Source organism: Mesorhizobium sp. M0954 (assembly GCF_040319155.1).
Lineage (GTDB): Bacteria > Pseudomonadota > Alphaproteobacteria > Rhizobiales > Rhizobiaceae > Mesorhizobium.
Genome location: NZ_JAMYNR010000018.1, coordinates 89,346 through 112,473, shown reverse-complemented (window position 1 = coordinate 112,473; position 23,128 = coordinate 89,346). Strand labels below are relative to the sequence as shown.

The window sequence follows — 23,128 nt, the reverse complement described above, 5'->3', positions numbered from 1 at the left end:
GGCCTCCTCAGAACACGATCTGCGCAAGCTTGGTGTCGAGGTAGTCACCGATACCTTCGCTGCCGCCTTCGCGACCCATTCCGGAATATTTCGTGCCGCCGAACGGAGCCTCGGACGCGGCAAGAGCGAAGCTGTTGATGCCCACCATGCCCGCCTTGAGCTCCGCGACAACTCGCCTGGCCCTGTCTGGACTGCGGGTGAACGCATAGGCCGAAAGCCCCACCGGCGAAGCATTTGCTCGCGCGAGCACCTCGTCGTCGGAGCTGAATCTGGCGATCGCCGCGATGGGTCCGAAGTTCTCTTGGGCAAAGACCGTCATGTTGTCGGTAACGTCACTGAGAGCGGTGGGCTCATAGAAATGGCCCGCATTGAACGAGGCGGCGCGACCAGCTCCGGTCGCTACTTTTGCTCCGGCCCCCACCGCGTCGTCGACGATGGCTTCGATCTCCGCAAGCCGGCGGTCGCTGATTAGCGGTCCCATCTGAACCGAGGGGTCGAGGCCGTCGCCCAGCTTCAATGCTCTTGCGCGTTCGACGAAGCCTTCGACGAAAGAGTCGTGGAGGCTTTCGTGGACGAAGAAGCGATCAGGCGTCACGCAGACCTGCCCGGCATTAGCGTATTTGGTTGGCACCGACAGGTTGAGCGCAGTGTCTAGATCTGCATCGTCGAAGACGATCAGCGGCGCGTTGCCGCCAAGCTCCATCGACACCTTCTTCACCGTGTCGGCGGCATCGCGGATCATTTGCTGGCCGACTCGAGTGGAGCCGGTCAGCGATACCTTGCGGACAGCAGGCGAAGCCATGATGGGCGCATAAGTCGTGTCCGTCAGGCCGATGACGAGGTTCACCGTGCCGGCAGGAAGCCTGCCGGCGCGCATGCAGTCGACCATCACCATCGCCACGCCGGGAGTCTGGCTCGACGGACGGATGATAGTCGAACAGCCGGCAGCTAGCGCCGGCGCCACCTTGCGGGCAACCAGAGCAGCCGGAAAATTCCAGGCCGTGAACGCTGCCGCAACCCCGACCGGTTCGCGCAGGACCTCAAACCGGCCGCCCGGTACGCGGCTTTCGATGACTCGACCATAGATGCGCCGCGCCTCTTCGGCATACCAGCGGAACTGGTCGATCGAGAGTCCCCATTCCCGCTCAGACTGGGCGATTGGCTTGCCGGTCTCGGTCGAGATCATCCGCGTCGCTTCGTCCTTGCGGCGGATCATCTCGTCGGCGATGGCGTGAAGCGCGTCAGCCCGCTCGAAGGCGCTTTTGACTTTCCAGGCGGCGAAGCCGCGGACCGCACTTTCCAGAGCCTCCTCGGTATCGACGAAGGCGGCAGATGGCGCATTCCCAAGTGACTCTTCTGTGACCGGGCTCAGGACCGTGGAGGTGGCATTTCCGAACGCCGGTCGCCAACGACCATCGATAAACAATCCGTATTTCGCGTACATGGCTTATCCGATCTCGCTGACCTTCACGGAGCGGCCTTCGACCGCCGATTTCATCGCCGCTTCGGCCAAGACCAGAGCGCGGCGCCCGTCCTCGAAACCGACCAGCGGCCGCTCGGCCTTCTCGACGCAGGTAACGAAGGCGTCGATCTCGGCATCGAACGCTTCGCGGTATCGCTCGATGAAAAAGTCGAGGTAGGGCGTGGTGGCTTCGGCCCGCGCGGCCGAGTAACGGCGCAACTCATGAGGCTTCCGGTTGCCGCTGATCACCATGCCGGTGCTGCCCAGAAGCTCGACGCGCTGGTCGTATCCATAGGTTGAGGTGCGGGAATTGTTGATGTGGCACTGCTTGCCGCTTTTGGTTCGCATCACGACCATGACGCTGTCGTAGTCGTTTAGTTCCTCCATCATCGCCGGGTCGATCAGCCGGCCTCCTATGGCGAACACCTCCTCCGGCTCCTCTCCCAGCATGAAGCGGGCGAGGTCGAAATCGTGGATCGTCATGTCGCGAAAAAGCCCGCCCGCGACCTCGTAGTAGGAACGGGGCGGCATGCCAGGATCACGCGAGGTGATGATGACCTGGTGCAGGTCGCCGATCTCGCCGGATCGTACGGCGTTCCACGCCGCACGATGACCGGGGTCGAAACGTCGGTTGAAGCCGATCTGGACCGGCACGCCCTTGGACAAAATTGCTTCGGCGCAACGGTTCACCCTTTCCAGACTAAGATCGATCGGCTTCTCGCAGAGCACGGGTTTGCCAGCGGCCACCGCCTTTTCGATGTAGTCGGCATGCGTGTCAGTCACCGTCGCGACAAGGACCGCATCTACATCTGCCGAGGCAAATACCTCGTCGGCGGATCCCGAAGCGCGAACGCCGTGCCGCGCCGCGACAGCCTCCGCGGACGATTCGTCGATGTCATAGACGGTGGCCAGTTCCGCACGGGGATGCGCGGCGATGTTTGCCGCATGCATCCTACCTATCCGACCACAGCCGAGCACAGTAATCCTGAGCAAGAAATCCTCCCGGTTTGAATTTTTGCAATGATCGTTGCAAACATATTGATTTGTCAATGGGCATTCCGTATAGATTTGGAAAGACCGTCGTTAGGGAGGAGACAAAGATGACCAGGGCCACCGTCCGTCTGACCATGGCACAGGCGCTCGTGCGCTATCTGTGCAACCAGTTCACGGTCGTCGACGGCGAGAAAGTTCCGCTTTTTCCGGGAGTCTTCGCCATCTTCGGGCACGGCAACGTGACGTGCCTTTCTGAAGCACTCGAGGCGGTGAAGCACGTGCTGCCGACCTGGCGCGGCCAGAATGAGCAGTCGATGGCGCTTGCAGCGATCGGCTTTGCAAAGGCGAAGCGCCGGCGCCAGATCATGGTTGCGGCGACCTCGATCGGTCCGGGTGCGCTGAACATGGTGACGGCGGCGGGTGTCGCCCATTCGAACCGGCTGCCGGTGCTGATGCTCTCAGGCGACACCTTCGTCAGTCGCCGGCCCGATCCGGTCATGCAGCAGGTCGAGCACTTCGGCGACCCAACCATCAACGTCAATGACGCCTTTAAGGCGGTCACGCGCTACTGGGACCGCATCGTCCATCCCGAGCAGATCATCTCGTCGTTGCCGCAGGCGGTTGCGGTGCTGCTTGATCCGGCCGATTGCGGGCCTGCCTTCATCGCTTTGCCGCAGGATGTGCAGGAGATCGCCTGGGATTATCCCGAAGCCTTCTTCGAACAGACGGTGAATGAGGTGCCGCGCCCCCGGCCCGATCGCAGCCGGCTCGCCGAAGCGACCCGCCTCCTCAAAGGCGCAAAGCGGCCGCTGATCATCTCGGGTGGTGGCGTGCGTTATTCGGGTGCCGAGAAGGTTCTTGGCGATTTCGCCAAAAGGCATGGGATCCCGCTCGCGGAGACGATTGCCGGCAAAGGCACGGTTACGCACGACCACCCCGCGCATGTCGGACCGATCGGCATCGTCGGCTCAACCTCCGCCAACGCGCTGGCGGCGGAAGCCGACGTGATCATCGCCGTCGGCACACGGCTCATGGACTTCACCACCGGATCCTGGAGCGCCTTCTCGGCCGACGCAAAGTTCGTCTCGATCAATGCCGCACGCTGGGATGCCACCAAGCACCGGGCGCTCGCCGTCGTCGGCGACGCGCTGGAGACGGTGAGCGAACTCGAAGGTGCCCTCGGCGACTGGAAAGCGGAGAGGGCCTGGACAGACAAGGGTCGCATCGAGTTCGCCAAGTGGAACACGATGCTTGACGGCTTCCAGAAGCCGACCAACGAGCCGGTCCCGACCTATGCGCAGGTCGTAGGCGTGGTGAACGCCAAGGCGGGCGAGCGTGACCTGCTGATCACCGCGGCCGGCGGACTGCCCGGCGAGGTGATGAAGAACTGGCGGGTGAAGGAACCCAACACTTTCGACTGCGAGTTCGGCTTCTCCTGCATGGGTTATGAAATCTCTGCCGGCTGGGGCGCGGCCATGGCCGACCCTACCCGCACGCCGATCGTCATGATCGGCGACGGCACCTACATGATGATGAACTCCGACATCTATTCGTCGGTGCTCGCCGGCCACAAGATGATTCTCGTGGTATGCGACAATGGCGGCTATGCGGTGATCAATCGGCTGCAGAACGCCAAGGGCGGCGCCTCCTTCAATAACCTTATCAAGGACTGCCGGGTCAAGGAGCCGTTCTCGGTCGACTTCGCCAAGCACGCGGAAGCCATGGGCGCGCTGGCGCGGCGTGTCGAAAGCCTTGCCGATCTCGGCCAAGCGATCGAATGGGCGAAGACCACCGACCGAACCACCGTCATTGCCATCGTATCCGACGCCTTCAGCTGGACGCCCGGGGATGCATGGTGGGACGTCGGCGTGCCCGAGATCAGCGGGCGCCAGCAGGTCCGCGACGCGCATGCCGCGCAAACCGAAGGTCGCAAGAAGCAGCGCGTGGGTGTCTGAACCGTTCGGGCGCGCGGGGGCGTCCCCTGCCGGAACGATGCAAAACTCCCTGAGCATTGTTCCGGCAGTTTTTTGTCGCTGCGCAGGCAGCCAGCAGCATTCGAAAATCATGATTGGAGATGACGATGAGAGCCAAGCTTGGCATCGCGCCGATCGCCTGGTGGAACGACGACCTTCCCGAACTGAGCGACGACGTCTCGCTGGAGGAGTGCCTGCGGCAGGCCCGTGAGGCCGGCTTCACCGGCATGGAGACTGGCCGCCGCTTCCCGATGGACGCGGCCGTGCTTGAGCCCATCCTGAGGCAGCATGCCATGAGCGTCTGTGGCGGCTGGTTCTCCGGCCGCTTGCTGGTCGGCAATATCGATGAAGAGAAGGACCGCATCGCCGCGCAGATGGAGTTGTTCAAGGCGACCAACGCGCCCTGCATCGTCTATGGCGAGACGGGTCGCACCATTCAGGGCGACCGCGGAACGCCGCTGGCTATGCGCCCGCGTCTCGACGACGATCAGATCAAGGCCTACGGCCGTAAGCTCACCACTTTCGGCGAATGGTGCGCGGGTCAGGGCATGCCGATTTGCTACCACCACCACATGGCCGCGCCGATCGAAAGCGAACAGGACGTCGATCTGCTGATGAAGCATTCCGGCGAGGGTCTGCCCCTGCTCTACGATGCCGGCCATATGGCCTTTGCCGGCGGCGACGTGCTGCGGGTGGTGGACAAGCACCACGCCCGCATTTCGCATGTACACACCAAGGACATCCGCCAAGCGGTCGTGGACGGGCTCGACCGCAGCCGGGAAAGTTTTCTCGACGCAGTGGTAAAGGGGGCCTTCACCGTACCCGGTGACGGCTCGCTCGACTTCGAGGCGATCGTGAAGCGGCTGGCCTCCTACGGTTACGAAGGCTGGTTCGTCGTTGAAGCCGAGCAGGATCCCGTCAAAAGTCCGCCACTCGAAATGGCGAAGATCGGGCATAAGGAATTGCGGCGCGTCATGGCCGCGGCTGGCTACACTGTGGAGAGCTGAAGTATGAATCGCATGGATGGAAAGGTCTGCGTTGTCACGGGTTCAACGCAGGGGTTGGGAGCGGCCATTGCGCGCCGGCTGGCGGAAGCCGGCGCTGCCGGTCTTGTCACTCTCGGCCGCAACGAGGCGAAGGGCCGTGCCGCGGCCGAGGCGATCACGCACGACACCGGCGTGCCTGTCCACTTTGTCAAGGCCGATCTCGGCAAAGTCGAAGATTGCCGAAGCGTGATGGCGGAGGCCGAGCGCGTTTATGGCAAGATACATGTGCTGGTGAACGCCGGTGCCCGCACGGACCGTGGCACCATCCTCGATACCTCGCCCGAACTTTTCGACGCCCTGTTCGCCGTCAACGTGCGCGGACCCTACTTCCTGATGCAGGAGGCCATCCGCCGCATGATCCGCGACGGCATTGAAGGCGCCATCTGCAACATCGGCTCGATCTCGGAACATGCCGGCCAGCCTTTCATCAACGTTTACTGTGCCACTAAGGCGGCGCTGGCGACGCTGACCCGCAACACGGCGTTTTCCGTGATGAAGAACCGCATCCGCGTCAACCAGCTTGATGTCGGCTGGATGGCCTCCGACCATGAGCGGGAGTTACAGGCGAGTGAGACGGGCGATTCCAATTGGGAAGCGAAAGCGGTCGCAAACCTGCCCTTCGGGCGCCTGATCGACCCCCGCGAGGTCGCGCGGGCGGTAAACTTCCTTGTTTCGGACGATGCCGGGCTCATGACAGGTTCGGTGGTGGATTACGACCAGACAGTCCTTGGTGCCGCATCCGGCCCCATGGCCGTGCCTGAAAAGGCGATGGCGTTTTAACCTTCCGACACCGATTGAGAATCGACGGCCGGAGGATCGCCGGTGCTGCGACAGGTTTCGCGGTTTGGAGTCCCTACCGCTCGGTAACCGTTGGAATGCGGGGATTGACTGCGTTGTTCTGAAGCCTGGCCGCCAAGGCCACGGTCAAAGCCTGGGCAAGACACATAGGAGCCGCCAGCGAGCGCGAGAAAGTGTATTCGTGCTCCGGAACGGCGAAGAGAACGCGCGCGCTCTTGGCCAATGGAGACAGCGTGCTGTCCGAGATCGCCACGATGGGTATACCTCTCCCCGCGGCTTCTTCCACAACATTGACGACCTCGTTCGCATAGAAGCGGAACGACACCGCAAACAGCAGGTCCGTCTTCCGCATCGCGCGGGCCATATGCGTGGCCAGTCCGCCGCCCGGATCCAGGAGCACGCAGCGCTTACCCAGCATGGTCAGTATATAGCGAAGGAGTTCGACGACCGGTGCCGAGCGAAGTTGTCCCATCAGATAGACGACGTCGGCCTTCTCGAGCAGGCTAACGGCTTCCGCCAGATCCTCGGGCTGAATACCGGTGAGCATCTCTTTCAGGGACGCGATGTCACGGACGACCAGATCGTGCATGAATCCCATCTCGCTGCGATCCGTCCGCTCCCCCAGTTCCTTCTCCAACGCCTTGACGCGGGCTTCGAAGCCAGGAGCCGCGGTGGACAATCGTTTCTGGAAGAGGCTCTGCAGGTCCTTGAACCCCTCATACCCCAATGCTTGGGCAAATCGGACGAAGCTGGACGCGTGAACGCCGCTGCCTTCCCCGATCGAGTTCACCGATCGCACCGCGACGTCATTCGGATTTTGGGTGAGATACAACGCAATCTTCTGGTACGACTTGCTCATCCCATCATACCGGTCGTGTATCACGCGGATGAGATCCTCATAGTCCTTGGGAGCCTCGACCTTCTCGTCCACGATGCACATCCTTGCAATTCTTGTTGCATGATGGCGTCTTTGAAGGTTTTTGACCAGCAGAGAGTTGTCAACTCTGTCATGGGGCCACAAGTTGTGACTTCCGGTCGTACTGCGCAGGTCAGCTTCGCGCTAGAAAAACGGATCGGAGCGCCGAAGAGTGCGCATCGCGCGTCCGCGCACCAAGAGGGCTGCGACGGGTCCGTGCGAAGGAGACGCGTCAGAGGAGCAGCGGTTTCGGACAGGCTTAGGAATAGAAGGCCGGAAAGTCGACCGCTCCACCGCCCTACCAAAAGGCTTCGCGGCGGCGAAGATCTTTGCCGACGCCGCCCACTACGACTTGGAGAATACCTGCTGCCTTATGCGATCCGCAGAGTTACCGATCCGGAAGCAAGCCTCATAGTCTTCTTGGAGAGCACATATCGCGCCGCCGCAGACCTCGCGGACTGGGATTCAGCCGGTCTCGAATGTGCATTCGGGCAACCTCTGCGACCACGGGCTCCGCAAGTGCTCTGTCGCGCCGACGTTCGCAACGGCAAGTCCGTCCTACGACCCTGAAAACATCATCGGCTGCGCTTCAGCGGTACTGCATTTGGTACTGCATCGCCAACTTAAATCCCATTAAGCTTTGATTTTTATTATCTTTTCCGGATCAGTCCGTCCAGTCCATCATCGTCCCGACTCGCAATTTCGAGTTCGTGGTTGCTCGATCTCGATTTGTTGTCAGGCCGCTTGCCGACGATAGCAAAAGAACGCCTCCTCGATAGGGGGTCTTGCGATGTAGCGGTCTAGCGACTCGGCCCCCCACATTTGCAGCGGAATATTCTGTGAGTATCATTTGTCCGATTTACACGTCGCTGTTCGCTTTTGCCGAACGAACTATTGAGGCAGCTTCCGCACAAAGCCACATCCTATTATGGCAGGATGATCTCGCCCTGTTGGGATGATATGGATATGCGGATCTGGTTGCACTCATGGCAACATAGCCCTGTTTCTTTGCCACGAAGCTGCCGAAGCAACTGCCTATTTTGGCTTCGCGCGGCTGCGGCTTTTGCGCGCCGATATCTCCGAGGCAGCGTCTATGAAGAGTGACGCGATTTCCTATCCGCCGAGAGGACTCTCTCGCGACGAAGCCGCACGCTACGTCGGTGTCGGATCGACGCTTTTTGAAGAGATGGTTGCTGACGGGCGCATGCCGAGACCTAAACACATCAACAGTCGGGCCGTCTGGGACCGTGTAGCGCTCGACATCGCGTTCACCTCGTTACCCGACAAAAACAACGGTCTGCAACAGCTTTTGGAGCGGAGCAAAAAGGAAGCAAGGAGATAGAATAGGCAGCTTGCGCATACGCTGCTGGCGTAATAAAGTCGCGGGCTCGTACGGAACACGCGACGTGAACGATCGTGAAAAGCTTGCGCAAGAAGTTAAAATTTGGCGCGCCAAGGCAGGATTCACGGCCGAAGCCGCAGCCAAGGTGCTTGGGATACCCAAGCGCACATTTGAAGGCATTGAGCAAGGCAGGGGCTTCCCTTACCCGTTGCTCCTTCGGGTCGCCATGGAGAGCAAAGGCCCTTCGCCTCCGGCGACGATCGAGGTGCCCCGGCGCTTGGAACAGCAGAAGGCTGGAAGGAGGGCTTAATGGGCCGGCCATTCAAGGATGACAAATATCCCGGAGTCTCGTCGCGCCTAAAAGGCGGTAAACTCGTCTATCGTTACCGCGGCAAGGGAAAGCCCGAAATTCGGCTTCCAGGCCGGCCGGGTGATCCAGAGTTCGAAGCCGCCTATGGACGGGCAACTCAAGGCCAGAGTCAGAAGGCCGTGATCATCGACTTGCCTGGACGGGCGTTGCCAAAGACTTTCGGTCATGCTGCCCGCCGACTTGAAACGACGATGGAATGGCTGGACTTCGACCAAGCGACCCAGCAGAAGAATGCTCGGCTTATTGAACGCTTCCTTGAGATGAAGGTCGATCCCGCCTATCCGCTGACCTGGCGCGACACGCCGATCGAGCATCTCGATGCCGACCGTCTGCGTGCGATTATCGAAGGCGTCTTTGGCACCAGACGGACAGTCGCAAAGCACCTGCTGGTAGCGATCAAAAAGCTCCTTTGGGTGGCGATTGACGTTGAGAAGTGGATCAAGCCGCAGGACGATCCTTCGCTGTCAATTCGCGTTCGCATTCCCAAATCGACGGCCAATCCCGGGTGGCCGATGGCCATTCGTGAAAAGTTCGAGGCGCGCCATGCGGTCGGCTCGGCGGCGCGCACCTGCTATGCCCTCGGCTTCTGGCTCGGGAATAGACGCGGCGATATCGCCACACTGGAATGGGAAGATCTGGTCAGCGAGGAAATCGAACTGTTCGATGGCTCGCTGGTTTTGATCGAGGCCTTCGAGTTCCGGCAGAAAAAGAACCGAAACCGCCACGGCGGCAGGGAAGTGTTTATCCCCGTCGTGGACAAGCTGGCGCAGGCTCTGGAGCCGCTAGACCGTTCGAAAGGTGGACCGGTATTGAGGAATGGCTATGGGCGTCCGTTTGCGGAAAAAAGCCTCACCGGCATGATGGCACATTGGAACAAGCAGGCCGGCATTCCGGAGGGCTACACCCTGCACGGGCTCCGGCGTACCTTCGGCACGTATCTCGCCGAATGCAACATCCAGGCACGCGCCATTATGGAAGCGATGGGACATTCCTCCATGACGGTGACGGACGCGTACGTACGGGAAGCCAACAAGAAGCGGATGGCCGTCGATATCGCCCGCGCGATCAACGAGCGGGAGGCGAAACGCGACGCCATAAAGCAGCGGACACCGCTTCGCGTCATCAAGTGAATGGTTTCAATTCGGACCGGTGCAGGGCGGCTTATCGGCCGCCCTTTTTTGTTGGGCCCATAATCGGCCCAAAACGTTTTGGGCCGAGGCCACTTTTTCGCACTAAAATCAAAGATCTTGGTGGGCCCGGAGGGTATTCAGAAAACTATAAAAATCAATTGGTAAGAGATCAGTGGGACTTCAGAGCATTCAAATCTTTTCCAATATTTTTCAATGTTGTTGTCCCACTCAGAAGTGCCTCAGTCCACCAAGCCGACGCACTGAACGCCTCACTCGGAAGGGAGGTTTGCGCAAGGTGAAAGGAAGATCGCGTCGGTGTGCAGCCTTCCTGAGAAAGGTCGCGGTAGAGCCAACTGCTGACGCTCAGCGCGAAGACATCAATGTCCTGTTATGGGGCCGTCAGAGAACCGGCCCCTTCTCGCGCCCAGAAAGCGATAGCAGACATGCAATAGGGGGTACAAAAGTCTCTAGCGTGACCCTTTCGAGACATTTTCGTGCGGCATTTGCGTCTCGAAAGCGGTTCTTCAGTGCTACCAGCACCAACGACCGTCTGCGGTCGTTCAGAACACGGGTTACCGTCTCTAAACCGGATAGTGGACCGGGCAGCCGCCGGAAAATTGATCGAATGGAGGTGATCGCCTGTCAGGAGGCGTTCAAAAACGACCTACGACCGCGATCTTCATCGCGGCCGTTTTCATGGTGTCATTCCCGGCTATGCTGACAAGTTCTTTATGATCGGCAGCTTGCGGATCGTCTTGCCCGTCGCCGCCCGTAGCGCGTTGGCGACGGCCGGGCCGATCGGCGGCACACCCGGCTCGCCAACGCCCGTGGGCGGCTCGTCGGACGGCACAATGTGCACCTCGACGCGCGGCATCTGCTCGATCCTGAGCGGCATATAGGTGTCGTAGTTCTCTTGGTCTACGACACCGCCCGTCAGGGTCAGCTCCTCCTGGAGGATCGCGCCTAGCCCGAAGCCGATACCGCCCTCCATCTGAGCGCGGATCTGGTCAGGATTTATCGCGGTGCCGCAATCTACCGCGCAGACGACGCGGTCGACTTTGAAATCATTTCCATCGTTGAAGGTGATCTCCACCACCTCGGCGACATAGGTCGAGAGGCTTTCATGCAGGGCCACGCCGCGGAAACGGCCTTCCGGCAGAGGCTTGTCCCAGCCTGCCTTCTCAGCAGCCAATTTCAGCACGCCGGCATGCCGTGAATGGTGACCGAGCATCGACAAGCGGAAGTCGACCGGATCACGGTTCGCAGCGGCGGCGAGCTCATCAATCAGGGTTTCCATTGCGTAAGCGGTGTGGGTGGAGCCTACCGAACGCCACCACAGCACTGGGATGTTCACGTCCGTGGTGGTCAGCTCGACCTTCAGGTTCGGGATCGCATAGGGCAGGTTGGTGGCGCCCTCCACGGAGGTCGGATCGATGCCGTTCTCGATCATCGCCGCAAAGGGCGAACCGCCCGCGATCGATTGGCCCACGATGTGGTCATGGAGAGCGACGACATTGCCTTCCTTGTCGAGCCCCGCCTTGACTGCGTGCACATAGGCCGGCCGGTACCGCCCACCCCGCATGTCGTTCTCGCGGGTCCACTGCACCTTCACTGGCTTGCCGGGTCCCAGTGCACGCGCTGTGGAAACAGCTTCGATAATGAGATCTGCGTCCGAGACCGCTCGGCGGCCGAAGCTGCCGCCGGTCTTCATCACGTGCAGCCTCACCTTGTCCGGCGTGGTGCCGCCTACTTGAGCGGCAGCCGCCTGATAAAGGTCGGGCATCTGGTGTCCGCCCCAGACGTCGATGGTGCCGTCTTCGTTGATTCGGGCGGCCGCGTTGAGTGGCTCGATCGAAGCATGGACAAGATAGGGGAATTCGTAGTGCCCTTGGATGACTTTCTCAGCACTGGCCAACGCTGCTGGAGTGTTACCGTCGTCGCGCGCGGTGGCCGCGCCCGGATCGTCTGCTGCCTTAGTGTATTCGGCCATGATCTCGGCCGTGCCGCGCCTTTCGGCCTTCTCTTCGTTCCAGGTCACCTCCACGAGATCGCGGCCCTTGAGCGCCGTCCACATGTCCCTGCCGACCACGGCAATGCCGCGCGGCGTCTGGACGACATCGACAATGCCGTCGAGTGCCTTGGCCTTGGAGACGTCGAAGCTCTCGATCTCAGCGCCGAACTTCGGCGGATGGATCATAACGGCCGTATTGAGTCCATCCATCTTGAGGTCGATCGTGTAGGTCTGCGCGCCATTGGTCTTGCCGGCGGAATCGTAGCGCTTGAGGCTGTCCGATCCGATCTGGGCCCACTTGTCGCGCGGCTTTAGCGGCACGTCGTCGGGAACCGGCATTCCCGCTGCGGCTTCAGCCAGGTCACCGAAGCGCGCCTGCATCCCTGAGGCGTGCGACACGACCCCGGAAGCGACTGTGATCTCGCCGGCTGGCACGTCCCACCGCTGCGCCGCGGCCGCCACCAGCATGGCCCGTGCGGCAGCACCCGCCTTGCGGTAGCGCTCCCACGACGAGCTCATCGACGTGGAGCCACCGGTTCCCTGCGCGGCCCCGCCCCAGGCGAGATTGCCGTAGAGCGCGGTATTGCCATATCCGCCGACCACGTGGACCTGCGCCCAGGCGCCGTCGAGCTCTTCCATAACCAGGGTGGCGATGCCGAAATAGGAGCCTTGTCCCATCTCGAACTGCGACGAGTGGATGACGATTCGGTTCTCCGGTGTGATCTCGACATAGGTCTGGAAGGGGTTCGCCTGGACCGCTGCAGGCGTCGTTTGTGCGTTGGCGGGCGCGGCCATCATTAGCCGGTAGCCCACGGCGAGGCCCGCGGTGGTGACGGCCGTGCCGAGGAGGAACTGGCGGCGCGTGGGCCCCACGGCATTATGCTTCGGGAGAAACTGCAACATGCCTCAAGTCTCCAGCCGGTTGGCGGTCTCGTGGATGGCCGCGCGGATCCGATGATAGGTGGCGCAGCGGCAGAGATTGCCGCTCATCGCCGAATCAATATCATCGTCCGTCGGCTTCGGCGTCGCTGTCAGGAGGGCCACGGCCGACATGATCTGGCCAGACTGGCAATAGCCGCATTGAGGTACGTCGAACTCGGCCCACACGGCCTGGACCGTTTCGCCGATCTTGCCCGACACGCCCTCAATGGTGGTGATCGAGGCTCCTTCGATGTCGCCGACTGCGGTCTGGCACGAGCGCGTCGGCATGCCGTTAACGTGAACCGTGCAAGCGCCGCACTGGGCAAGGCCGCAACCGAATTTCGTTCCTGTGAGTCCGATGCCGTCACGGATCGCCCAGAGCAGCGGCATCTCTGGATCGACGTCGAGTGTTCGCGCCTCGCCATTGAGGGTAAAAGCGACCATGGCTTGCTCTCCTTGTCCTGAGCTGGCTATCTCGTTGCGCCTCCGCCCGGCTAGGAACCGGACTCTTCTTGCTGAGGCATAGCGACCACAGACTAGGATCGCGCAGCTCGAGCAACAAGCCGCTAGCTGGCAATCGCGAGATCGTGAAGTGGCTCGTGTCGAAAGGCTGGAGGCAACTGAATGTCATTTTTGGGCCGACCGGCCGGTCAGTTTCCGGCTCGATGACCTGGTTGGCAGTCATTCCGCTTCTAAGCCTAAACCCCAGACATGAACTGTAGCAGCATCATAAAAGACGACATCAAGCGGCGGTTTTTCGTTGCGCTGCACCGCTAGCTCGTTCGCGTGGTTCATGATCCGCTGGTTATCCGCGGATGCTGGTTCACCATAGAGAAACTTGCCACGCGCTATGCGGTTAAGGATGTGGTCGTCATTCGTGGCGAGCGAATGGCCGAAAATGAAGAAGCAATGGCTGGCGGTCTTCACATTCGCGGTGAACTGCTTGAAGCCTTGGTACAGGTAGGCATTGTGACGGATCTTCGCCTTCTTCTGGGCGCTGGTGGGCTGATGAAGGGCGGCTTAGGGTCATGATTTCCCGCTGCAATGACCGATGAGTCACAGACGCTGCATTTCGCGCTAGACCGCAACTGCGGTATTCTCGATCATACGCTCAGCCATCCTATTCGCACCTCGTTGCCGCCGTTCGCCGCACCTATCGATCGGAGGCCTTCCAGCCTCGCGATAGCCGCGCTATGTGGCTGCACACAACCTGACGACGAACAGGAGCAAGATTGGACATAGAAGCCAGCACAAGATCGCCCTCCCCCGGTCCTTGCTCGTTTTCATGCGAAAACAATCGAACTGAGTGCTGCGGGGATAGCGAGGTCGATTTGGCCCACTTCAGAGCGAAGTCGGCCATAAGCCATTGATATAATTTTGGTGGGCCCTGAGGGTGCTTGGAAAGTCAGAAATATCAAAGGCTATTCGACAGTGGGACTGTGTTGCGTTACTATGCTCTCCGGTCTTTTCCGGTTGATTTGTCCCACCCCTGATGCCGATTGCGGTCATTCGCCGCTGACTTGGTCAATTCCCGATTCCACAAGCATCCGGTCCTGAGTGGGCAGACGGGCTTCCTAGTGGTAATTAGTCAGCGACACGTTGACCGTTCTCGTCACGCGGGTGAAATCTACGTTCGACCATATACGTCGTCGAAGCGAACGATATCATCCTCGCCGAGATAATCGCCGCTCTGCACTTCAATGATCACCAGGTCAATTCTGCCTGGGTTCTCCAGCCGATGCTTATGGCCGCAGGGGATGTAGGCTGATTCGTTTGTCGCCAGGAACAACTCCTGCTCGCCATTGACGATTTTCGCGGAGCCGCTGACCACGACCCAGTGCTCCGAACGATGATAGTGCATCTGCAGGCTCAGCCGCCGACCGGGCTTCACCTCGATGCGTTTGATCTTGAAGCGCTCGCCTTCCTCAAGAACCGTGTAGGTACCCCACGGCCGGTGTACCGTGCTGTGGACCAGGTGAGCTTCATGTCCTGAAGCCTTGAGGCCCTCGAACAGCTTCTTGACGTCCTGAACGCGGTCGCGGGATGCGACGAGCAAAGCGTCCGGGGAATCGACGATCACCAGATCGCTGACACCGACCGTGCCGATGACGCGCTTGTCGGAGCTCACATAGCTGCCGGTCGTGTCGACCATATGCACATCGCCGCGTATCCTGTTCCCGCTTTGGTCGGGGGCGATCAAATCGGCCATTGCGTTCCAGGATCCGATGTCGTTCCAATCCATGTCGCAGGCAACCACGGCAAGTTTGTTCGTCTTCTCCATGACAGCGTGGTCGAGCGAGATTCGCGGGGCGGAGCCGAAATGCTCAGGCGCGAGTTCGATTTTGGCAAAGCCTTCGCCTTGACTGAAGCGGCCGTTCTCGTAGCTGTCGGAGACGGCCTGGATCACCGCGGGGCAATGCGATGCCATCTCGTCGAGCATGGTTTGTGCGCTAAAGCAGAAAATGCCGGCGTTCCAGAAGAAGCGCTTGGACGCGACATAGGCTTTGGCTGTGTCCAGATCCGGTTTTTCAACGAAACGGACGACTTTCTCACCATCCGCTTCGATATAGCCGAATGCCGTGTCCGGTCTGGTTGGGGTGATGCCCAATGTGGCGATCCGCCCGAGCTTCGCATGTTCGATGGCCCGGCACATGACGTCTAAAAATGCAGGCAGGTTGCCAACCATGTGATCGGCTGGGAAGACGCATAGAATCGCGTCAGGGCCTTGCGTTGCCTTGGCATGGATGGCGGCTGCCGCAACGGCTGCGGCCGTATCCCGGCCTTCAGGCTCGAGCAGAAAGGTGCGTGGCAGGACCACGGAATCTAGTTCGTCGAACTCGTCCTTGGTAAGGAAGAGGTGTTCCCCAGATGTCACGGCGACGAGTTCCACTACGCCCTTTATCGAACCGACGCGCAACACAGTGTGCTGCATCAGTGAATGCCCGTCTGCCACTTTGAGGAAAGGTTTAGGGTGCGATTGCCTTGAGGCGGGCCATAGCCGCGATCCGGCTCCGCCGCTGATGATGACGGGAACCACTTTCATATAACAACCTCGATTTCGTCTCTGGAGTGATTGCCCGCGCCCTTTCGAGCGTTAGCGTCACGATCGCCGTCGCTCTGGCTTGGTCTGCGGCCTCCGAGTAACAGCGAAGTTCTGGCGCGTTGCCGAACGGCCTCAGATGACGACGCTATCGGTATCGTACGACGCTTCCATGGCCTCGATGAGAAATGGACATTCAACTATGCCTGTTGGTTGCATCCGCCGAATTGTGCAGGTGACGGGTCTTAACTGAGACCAGAGATTCTTTGGCTGTCTTCTATCAAAATCAAACGACTTGGCTCCTTCAGATCGAACTCAATTACGCGTGGTACGAAAAGGCGTGCATATCGTGTAAAGGCGCTCGTCGGAGGAAACCGAATTACAGTATCGCAGCGCCCGAGAAGATACATCTCAACGAGGGCGGAAATTGCGCCGTCCATCCCAAGTGCTGCAGTGTGTAAGGGGCCGTCTTGATCGGATCGGAAATGCTTGGGGACGGTGAGAAGATCGGGAAACCTGGCCGACAGGTGATCCAGGATTTGCGCGCTGTCCGTGCACAAGAACAGCCGCACAGGCTTGGGGTGCGGTAACGCTTTAGCCTTATCAACCGCAGTGCACACTTGTCGAACGGCGAACTCCGGATCGGCCCAGTAAGGCGCATGGTCCATGATGTCTTCACCGTTACCATGTCGAACATGAACCCCGATGATGCTGTGCCCCTCAAAACATTCTTGGTAAATGGCATCTATGCGTGTTTGAATTTCAGACCGAGGCTTGACACTCTGGAAGACCTGCCGCTCGGCATCCTCATCGCAGCGCCACATCAAGCAAGCGTCACACACTACTGTGTTCGCTTCGACATCGTGTTCGGCCTGAAAGAGCTCGCCCAACTCGTCGCGCTCTTGGAAAATCTGCTCATCTGGGCGGTAAAGGCAGTCGATCGCTGGCCTATTCCACCACTCCGGGAAGAATGGACCCGGGAAGGAAAAGTCGTTGATCCGGTCGTCGCAAATAGCCGGTACCCCAGCGATGTCATTGATCGGTTGGAAGAACACCGGGAAGGCATTTGCGAAGGGTTGGTCGAGATAGCAGGACCCGCGCCAGTCGACGGCTAGCGTTCGTCCCGACCGCTGAGCGTAGCGCCAAGCGGCCGCCAGCGACCACAGACAATCACCGAACCCCGTACGCCTCTGAGAGACGACGAACCTGCGCTTTACCAATCCACTGACCTGCATTTTCGGAAATCTCGTTTCAGAGACGAGGTTGCATCTGGCTTGGGATCTCTTAATCGATACTAGTCGACCGTTACGCCGGGCGATTTGGTAGAGGCTGCGCGTGGGGCAGAAGAGCTCCCTCAGCACTGCCTATCCTTATCTCTGTGACGCTCGCAAATCTTGACGCCGGGTACACTCGCTTCCGGTTTAAATTCAGCGTTCTCTAATGCGCCCGGCGACATGTGTAAAATTGATTGCGTGAATGTGGCCCATCCATGTGATGGATACTTAGGCGTTCCTTGACCATGAGCCTCTGCTGACGTGGGGCCGCGCTTTGCTAAGCGAAACAGCCGGTCGAGGCAGTCCACAAAGTCCCTTTTTCAAGTCCAATTCTTAACTGCCTCAACGTAACATGTCATTTGCGGGCGTTTCCTGAAGGACGGATGTGCAGGACCCGCCAGCCGTCGAATGTCAGGCACAGGCCATCCACGTCATTTATGGCCATCATGGTGTCCGGTCCCATCGAAAGATGCGACACGGCGCCCTCTGACGCTTTCAAGTGCGCCAACACGGCGCAACTCCTGCCGGATAGCTTTCGAGCCGGCTGGACTGAGCGACTGGCACGCGATGCTGTGCGACGATGGCCGAGAGAGGAATTTTGGCGTCTGCAGCCACGTGGAGGATCGTTCCGACGGTTCTGCGGGTTCTCGGTGTCAGAGCCGACACCTGTGCGAACCCGCTCTCGTCCGTTTTCGACAGGCCCTTGAGGTTCATGACCCTGTTGTTCGCCGAGATCACCCGCCAGTTCAGCGATCCAGGTGAAGATCGGCACGCCTGTCGATGCGGCGATCATCGCCTCGGCCAGCGAAGATGATGAAGAGGGCCATTGGGTCAAGCACAAGGGCCGACCAGCGTTTCATTGCTTCAAAGCCCATTTCGGTGCCTACGCCGATACGGCCCTTGTCGAGGAGATCGCCGTCACGGCGCCCACACCGAGGACGGCAACGCCGTTCCTGATGCTCTGCCCGACAATCCCGGCGAAGTGTTTGCCGACAGCGCCTACCGAGGCAATCATCTCGGCGACGCGGTGCGCGCCAAGGGTGGAAGGCCGCGCATCGTCGCAACCGCTATGTGGGGGCGCGACGAGGCCGAAAGCTCGACGCCTGGAACCAACCGATCCACAGAATTTGTAGTCGGTTCGAGAAGATCTTCGGTACCTGGAAACGAAGCTACGACCTTCGCCGGATGCGATGGCGAGGGCTGGCAAAGGCAGCCGTTCAAAGTCGCCGCACTGCGAATCGCCTACAGTATGAAACACAGTTTGATGGTCGCTTCGTCCCCCCATCGTTGAAGCCCAGCCACCGTTTTCCGGCTCGCCGCCCGAAATTCATGGAGGTCAATATGTGATGCCCTACCCGCGCTTTTCGCCGCCGTCTCAGATGTGCGGTTCGCCCGAAGCCGCCCACTGACACGAACTTTGTCTTCGCGCGGAGCGAAACCTCGCACCCACGACTTTGTGCCGCCGATGGTGCCGCCCTGCCCTGTCAAACAATCCATTTTATGGATGCACCTCATCCAAACAATCGATTTCACTGATCAAAACAATTTCCATTAGAAGACGCCGAAGCAGGCAAAGATTACTTGGTTAGCGCAAAAGAGGGTAAGGTGGAGTTCTAGTGTCGGCTTGGACCCACATGCCCGCTATTTTATCTGGGAACGGCTACTGCCCTGTTGGCGCAGGGCAAGACGATTCTACTGGCCACCCACTTCGTGGAAGAAGCGGAGCGGCTATGCAACCGACTGTGCGTGCTTGAGAACGGACGTAGAATCCCAGAAGGGCGTCCTCACTCGCTGATTGATGAGCAAATCGGGTGCGACGTGACTGAAATCTATGTCGCTCACCCCGTGAGCTGAGTTCGGCACTCAGGCCGCATGTGCGACTTAGGCAGGTTAGCGGCGAGACTCTGTTTTGCTATGCCTCGAAGCAGGAGCAGGTGTGCTCGCTGGCTGACACTGTCAATGACGAGCTCCGCGCCGCATCTGTCGAAATCCTACCATAGGGTATGGGGCGGGCCGCAGTTTGCTGGCGGTGTGCGAGCCAGATTCGAAACTTCAACTACCATAGAGCAGGAAGAAAATGGGCGAGAACAGGAAAGTTGCTCTGGTTACGGGCATAACGGGACAGGATGGTGCCTATCTTACCCGTCTTCTGCTGGAAAAAGGCTACGTCGTTCATGGGATTAAGCGACGTTCCTCTTCCTTCAACACGGGTCGCATCGAAGACATCTACCAAGACCCGCACGATCCCGATCCGCGCCTAATTTTGCATTACGGTGACCTCACTGATGCGACTAATCTCATCCGAGTAGTTCAGGAATCCCAGCCAGACGAGATTTACAACTTGGCCGCTCAGAGCCATGTCCAGGTGTCGTTCGAAACGCCGGAATACACAGCAAACGCCGACGGTATCGGAACATTGCGACTTCTTGAGGCGATCCGCCTCCTCGGTCTGAAGGACAAGACCCGCTTCTATCAGGCCTCGACTTCAGAGCTCTACGGCCTCGTGCAATCCGTACCGCAGAACGAAACAACGCCCTTTTATCCGCGCAGCCCTTACGCCGCCGCCAAGCTCTACGCCTACTGGATCGTGGTCAACTATCGCGAGGCCTATGGTATCCATGCTTCCAACGGCATTCTCTTCAATCATGAAAGCCCACTGCGCGGCGAAACTTTTGTGACGCGCAAGATCACCCGCGCCGCCGCTGCTATCTACCTCGGCAAGCAGGACAAGCTTTATCTCGGCAATCTCGATGCTCAACGCGATTGGGGCCATGCGCGTGAGTACGTGCGTGGTATGTGGATGATGATGCAGCAGGATCAACCGGATGATTACGTGCTGGCGACGGGCAAGACGACCCCTGTCCGCCAATTCGTCGAATGGGTTTTCGAAGATGTCGGCGTCGAGCTCGAATGGCGTGGTGAGGGAGTCGACGAAAAGGGCTATGATGTCGAGACCGGCAGATGCCTAGTCCAGGTAGACCCACGCTACTTCCGCCCCACGGAAGTCGATCTTCTCCTGGGCGATGCCACCAAGGCGAAGGAGAAGCTTGGCTGGGTGCATGAGACATCCGTGCGCGAGCTCGCCGCGGAAATGGTGCGGGAAGACCTCAAGGTCATGCAGACATCGGTAATCATGAAGGAAGCATAGTGTACGACCTGAAGGGAAAAGCCGTGTGGGTCGCGGGCCACAAGCATGGTGGGCAGCGCTGTTGTAGGCCGCCTCGCGTCTGAAGACTGCAAAGTTATGGCCGCCCTGACGTTTCCCCCAAATTTTATCCAGTCTTGAGTTCGTTTCCGGGGGTGGATTTGCCCTGATGGCCAGTGGACGCGACGGGTGCTGGCGCGGAGCGTTTCACGTTGCGCAGCGCGAGCGACCGTCGCGGGTTGAAGGTCGATGCAGATTCGTTGGGTGTCTGCCATCCGATGTGCGAGTGCGGACGCGCGCCGTTGTAATCGGCGCGCCATACATTGAGCCTCGCGCGGGCCTGGGCCAGGGACGTGAACCGCGTCTCGTTGAGGAGTTCATCGCGAAGGGGCCCGTTGAAGCTCTCGCGTTAGGGTCCTAGCCAACCTCCGACTGTGAACTCGCGGAAGCGATTTACGGCAAGCGCACACAGCAGCTCGTCCACGGCGTTCGTACATGAAGTTTGGAAACTTATAATACTGGTACACACCTCCATGGGGGAACATTATCTCCAATATCTCAGCGATTACCGGATAGCTATCTGCCTTCACCTACCTCGGCCTAGTGCAGAATCTTGGCCGAATGAACTCGGCGCTCTTGCTGCACACCAATGGTCCGTCCCGCGCGAAGTGCGATCATACCGCCGCAGCTTACCTTCAAATCCGGCACTGGCGAGGATCTAGATCCAAGCCGACGGCGCCGGGGATCAAATAAAAAGCCGCCGACCGAAGCCAGCGGGCTTGATTGGGATGGCCCGCGCGGACGGTCAAGGCTGCGCCGGCCGACCATGGCGGAGGGACCACCTTGGTCAACGGCACGGCCCGATGACGGCGTGCCGATGTACCACAACATGCGGCGAGATAGAGCCTTCCGGCGTCGCGGAAAAAAAGCCCGCCGGTTTTGAGCCAGCGGGCAAGTTCTGGAGTGGCTGAGATCAACCCAGCATCAGTCAACGACCGGCGGAAGAGTTGGTTGCAGTGGATGCCAGCTAGCCGCAGCATGCTGTGAATCGTAGCAATGTGAAAAACAAAACTCTGGACTTCTAGGTCGGACTCGCCCCAATATTTGTTTGGGGGAATTCACATGAAAATTGGAGCACTCATCGCAAGTGCAGCCCTGTGCGTCAGCGGCTGCTCTACGAGCACTGTCGTGTCGGACAGCGATCTCACGGCAATGAATACCGTTGCGCTATGTCACGTTCTCGCCAGCAGCACGGACGAACAGTATCGTAGCAGGGTAGCGGCCCTTCTAGTGCGCAGGGGCGCAACAGCAGAGAAGTGCACCAGGCTTGTGCAAACCGACAATGCTGTCGCGACAGGCATAGCGATCGCGGCTGTCGGCGGCGCAGTCGTGGGTGTCGCTGCCAACAACGGCTATGGAGGCGGAACATATTACCGGCCACCGCCACCACAAACCTATGGCGTCGCGTGGGACCAATTCTATGGCCAGAACTACAGCGTTATCTGGCGCTGCCGCGACCGGTCCACCGGGCGGTTCCTTGACGATTACTATTGCGCCGGCCTGCCCATGGTCGACAGCGCATGGCCGGGCTGGTCGGCGTAGCGGATGAGCAGGCCATACCGCAAATATCGATCCAATCGGTGGCAGAGACCCACCGGTGCCAAGCTGTGGCGGCCCCACCAACTTGCGAGCGTGCCGGCAATGCTCGGTCTTACGGCAGCGGCGGCGGTGGCCGCCTTCCTGGCGCCGTCGGGCGCGCAACGTAGCGACGATGCATCAAAGGCCAGCCCACGAAGGGCGGCGCCCGCCTCGCTTACCGGTGTCGCTTCCGTCATTGACGGCGATACGATCGAAATCCACGGCCAGCGCGTCCGCTTCAACGGCATCGACGCGCCAGAGAGCCGGCAGCTGTGCCGCGATGCGAATGGCGCCGAGTATCCTTGCGGCCGGCGATCGGCCGAAGCGCTGGACACTTTCCTGGCCGCGTCGAGGCCGCTCGAATGCACATTCGTGACGTGGGACCGCTACCACCGCTTTGTCGGCGATTGTCGGCGCGCCGACGGCGCGGGCGTGGCCGCCTGGATGGTCGAGCACGGCCAGGCGCTGGATTGGCCTCACTACAGCCAGGGCACCTATGCGGGGCAGCAGGCGCAAGCCCAAGCCTCAAAGATCGGCCTGTGGGTCGGGACGTTTCAGGCACCCTGGGAATGGCGCGCTGCGCACGCCGACGGCGCGGCACCGTCGAGTCGCCCGCTGGGCATCATCAGCCGTAAACTGCTCGCGCAGAGCGGCTATTCTTGCGAGCCGCGGAGAACGTGCAAGCAGATCGGTTCCTGCGACGAAGCCAACTGGTACCTGCAAAACTGCTCTTGGGGCGGAAAACTCGATCGCGACAAGGATGGGATCGCATGCGAAACACTCTGCTAGCTGAAATGCGAGCTACGGCCTGTTGGGCTTTCCGCTTACACCGATCCAACGAAGACCATCCATGGGCGGCGCGGTCTGCTAGCCCCATTTTTGACGAGGTATTCTATATCTGAAGGGCAGAAAAAGTTGTTGCGGCAATAGAGAGAAGACGCCTTAACTAAGTGTTCAAAATCGTTAACATAGTTATTTTTCAGTGTATGCTGATAGGCGATCAAGGCGTGATGTTGTCCTGTCGGGGGTTCGAGTAAAATGCAGACTGTGATGAGTCAAAGCTGGCAAG

General features: G+C 59.8%; 18 protein-coding genes and 3 pseudogenes. 12 read left to right on the top strand and 9 right to left on the bottom strand.

The features are described from left to right. Nucleotides 1-7 precede the first annotated feature (7 nt). Both NKH93_RS23225 and iolG read right to left on the bottom strand, forming a co-directional pair. Nucleotides 8-1,444 carry an NAD-dependent succinate-semialdehyde dehydrogenase gene (locus NKH93_RS23225; protein WP_352541470.1) on the bottom strand — a complete coding sequence of 479 codons (1,437 nt, stop codon included), beginning with the start codon at nt 1,442-1,444 and terminating at the stop codon, nt 8-10. Nucleotides 1,445-1,447: 3 nt separating this feature from the next. Next, complete coding sequence (gene iolG / locus NKH93_RS23220; RefSeq protein ID WP_352972232.1) at nt 1,448-2,455, bottom strand: inositol 2-dehydrogenase; 1,008 nt, start codon at nt 2,453-2,455, stop codon at nt 1,448-1,450. Nucleotides 2,456-2,562: 107 nt separating this feature from the next. Here iolG and iolD point away from each other — a divergent pair, with 107 nt between their 5' ends. The 3 genes from iolD (at nt 2,563) to NKH93_RS23205 (ending at nt 6,254) form a co-directional block, all read left to right on the top strand. Then, entirely contained in the window at nt 2,563-4,410 is a 1,848-nt protein-coding gene (gene iolD, locus NKH93_RS23215; RefSeq protein WP_352541472.1) for a 3D-(3,5/4)-trihydroxycyclohexane-1,2-dione acylhydrolase (decyclizing), read from the top strand. A 125-nt stretch (nt 4,411-4,535) separates the two neighbouring features. Then, nucleotides 4,536-5,435, top strand: a complete 900-nt coding sequence (iolE, locus tag NKH93_RS23210) for a myo-inosose-2 dehydratase (RefSeq protein ID WP_023676597.1) — start codon at nt 4,536-4,538, stop codon at nt 5,433-5,435. Between the two features lie 3 nt (nt 5,436-5,438). Beyond that, nucleotides 5,439-6,254, top strand: a complete 816-nt coding sequence (locus NKH93_RS23205) for an SDR family oxidoreductase (protein WP_352541473.1) — start codon at nt 5,439-5,441, stop codon at nt 6,252-6,254. Nucleotides 6,255-6,327: 73 nt separating this feature from the next. Here the strand turns inward: NKH93_RS23205 and NKH93_RS23200 are convergent, their stop codons facing one another. Further along, complete coding sequence (locus NKH93_RS23200) at nt 6,328-7,203, bottom strand: MurR/RpiR family transcriptional regulator (protein ID WP_352449995.1); 876 nt, start codon at nt 7,201-7,203, stop codon at nt 6,328-6,330. Between the two features lie 27 nt (nt 7,204-7,230). Between NKH93_RS23200 and NKH93_RS23195 the strand changes: the two genes are divergently transcribed. The 4 genes from NKH93_RS23195 (at nt 7,231) to NKH93_RS23180 (ending at nt 10,030) form a co-directional block, all read left to right on the top strand. Then, on the top strand, nt 7,231-7,758 hold the full coding sequence (locus NKH93_RS23195) for a DUF5996 family protein (RefSeq protein ID WP_352920909.1): 528 nt from the start codon (nt 7,231-7,233) through the stop codon (nt 7,756-7,758). 523 nt (nt 7,759-8,281) lie between these two features. Beyond that, nucleotides 8,282-8,530, top strand: a complete 249-nt coding sequence (locus tag NKH93_RS23190; protein WP_352816193.1) for a helix-turn-helix transcriptional regulator — start codon at nt 8,282-8,284, stop codon at nt 8,528-8,530. 64 nt (nt 8,531-8,594) lie between these two features. Continuing rightward, nucleotides 8,595-8,840 (top strand): helix-turn-helix domain-containing protein, encoded by a 246-nt coding sequence (locus NKH93_RS23185; RefSeq protein WP_352541475.1) that lies wholly within the window; start codon nt 8,595-8,597, stop codon nt 8,838-8,840. Next, the gene (locus NKH93_RS23180) at nt 8,840-10,030 is read left to right on the top strand and encodes a tyrosine-type recombinase/integrase (protein ID WP_352541476.1); all 1,191 of its coding nucleotides are present in this window, start codon (nt 8,840-8,842) and stop codon (nt 10,028-10,030) included. The genes NKH93_RS23185 and NKH93_RS23180 overlap by 1 nt, the downstream gene beginning before the upstream one ends. A 712-nt stretch (nt 10,031-10,742) precedes the next feature. On the opposite strand, the gene NKH93_RS23175 is transcribed toward NKH93_RS23180, so the two are convergent. From NKH93_RS23175 to NKH93_RS23155, 5 genes and pseudogenes are all read right to left on the bottom strand, one after another. Then, nucleotides 10,743-12,944 carry a xanthine dehydrogenase family protein molybdopterin-binding subunit gene (locus NKH93_RS23175; RefSeq protein ID WP_352815974.1) on the bottom strand — a complete coding sequence of 734 codons (2,202 nt, stop codon included), beginning with the start codon at nt 12,942-12,944 and terminating at the stop codon, nt 10,743-10,745. A 3-nt stretch (nt 12,945-12,947) separates the two neighbouring features. Further along, entirely contained in the window at nt 12,948-13,406 is a 459-nt protein-coding gene (locus tag NKH93_RS23170) for a (2Fe-2S)-binding protein (protein WP_352739852.1), read from the bottom strand. Between the two features lie 237 nt (nt 13,407-13,643). Further along, nucleotides 13,644-13,952, bottom strand: a pseudogene (locus tag NKH93_RS23165) (DUF4917 family protein); the annotation flags it as partial. 637 nt (nt 13,953-14,589) lie between these two features. Next, nucleotides 14,590-16,005, bottom strand: coding sequence for a mannose-1-phosphate guanylyltransferase/mannose-6-phosphate isomerase (locus NKH93_RS23160; protein ID WP_352815976.1), 1,416 nt, complete (start codon nt 16,003-16,005; stop codon nt 14,590-14,592). Between the two features lie 242 nt (nt 16,006-16,247). Further along, nucleotides 16,248-17,237: a nodulation protein NodZ gene (locus tag NKH93_RS23155; RefSeq protein ID WP_352726134.1), complete on the bottom strand. Its 990-nt coding sequence runs from the start codon at nt 17,235-17,237 to the stop codon at nt 16,248-16,250. Nucleotides 17,238-18,034: 797 nt separating this feature from the next. On the opposite strand from NKH93_RS23155, the gene NKH93_RS23150 reads away from it, so the two are divergent. The 3 genes and pseudogenes from NKH93_RS23150 to gmd all read left to right on the top strand — a co-directional run bounded on the left by NKH93_RS23150 (nt 18,035) and on the right by gmd (nt 20,424). Next, nucleotides 18,035-18,409, top strand: a complete 375-nt coding sequence (locus tag NKH93_RS23150; RefSeq protein ID WP_352815978.1) for a hypothetical protein — start codon at nt 18,035-18,037, stop codon at nt 18,407-18,409. Between the two features lie 482 nt (nt 18,410-18,891). Beyond that, a pseudogene (locus NKH93_RS23145) lies at nt 18,892-19,213 on the top strand (nodulation factor ABC transporter ATP-binding protein NodI); the annotation flags it as partial. A 140-nt stretch (nt 19,214-19,353) separates the two neighbouring features. Then, on the top strand, nt 19,354-20,424 hold the full coding sequence (gene gmd, locus NKH93_RS23140; protein ID WP_023718702.1) for a GDP-mannose 4,6-dehydratase: 1,071 nt from the start codon (nt 19,354-19,356) through the stop codon (nt 20,422-20,424). A 124-nt stretch (nt 20,425-20,548) separates the two neighbouring features. Here gmd and NKH93_RS23135 read toward each other — a convergent pair. Beyond that, nucleotides 20,549-20,827, bottom strand: a pseudogene (locus tag NKH93_RS23135) (integrase core domain-containing protein); the annotation flags it as partial. Between the two features lie 923 nt (nt 20,828-21,750). On the opposite strand from NKH93_RS23135, the gene NKH93_RS23130 reads away from it, so the two are divergent. Together NKH93_RS23130 and NKH93_RS23125 are read left to right on the top strand one after the other, a co-directional pair. Further along, nucleotides 21,751-22,023: a hypothetical protein gene (locus NKH93_RS23130; RefSeq protein WP_352547770.1), complete on the top strand. Its 273-nt coding sequence runs from the start codon at nt 21,751-21,753 to the stop codon at nt 22,021-22,023. Nucleotides 22,024-22,122: 99 nt separating this feature from the next. Next, nucleotides 22,123-22,848, top strand: a complete 726-nt coding sequence (locus NKH93_RS23125; RefSeq protein WP_352815980.1) for a thermonuclease family protein — start codon at nt 22,123-22,125, stop codon at nt 22,846-22,848. Nucleotides 22,849-23,128 lie beyond the last annotated feature (280 nt).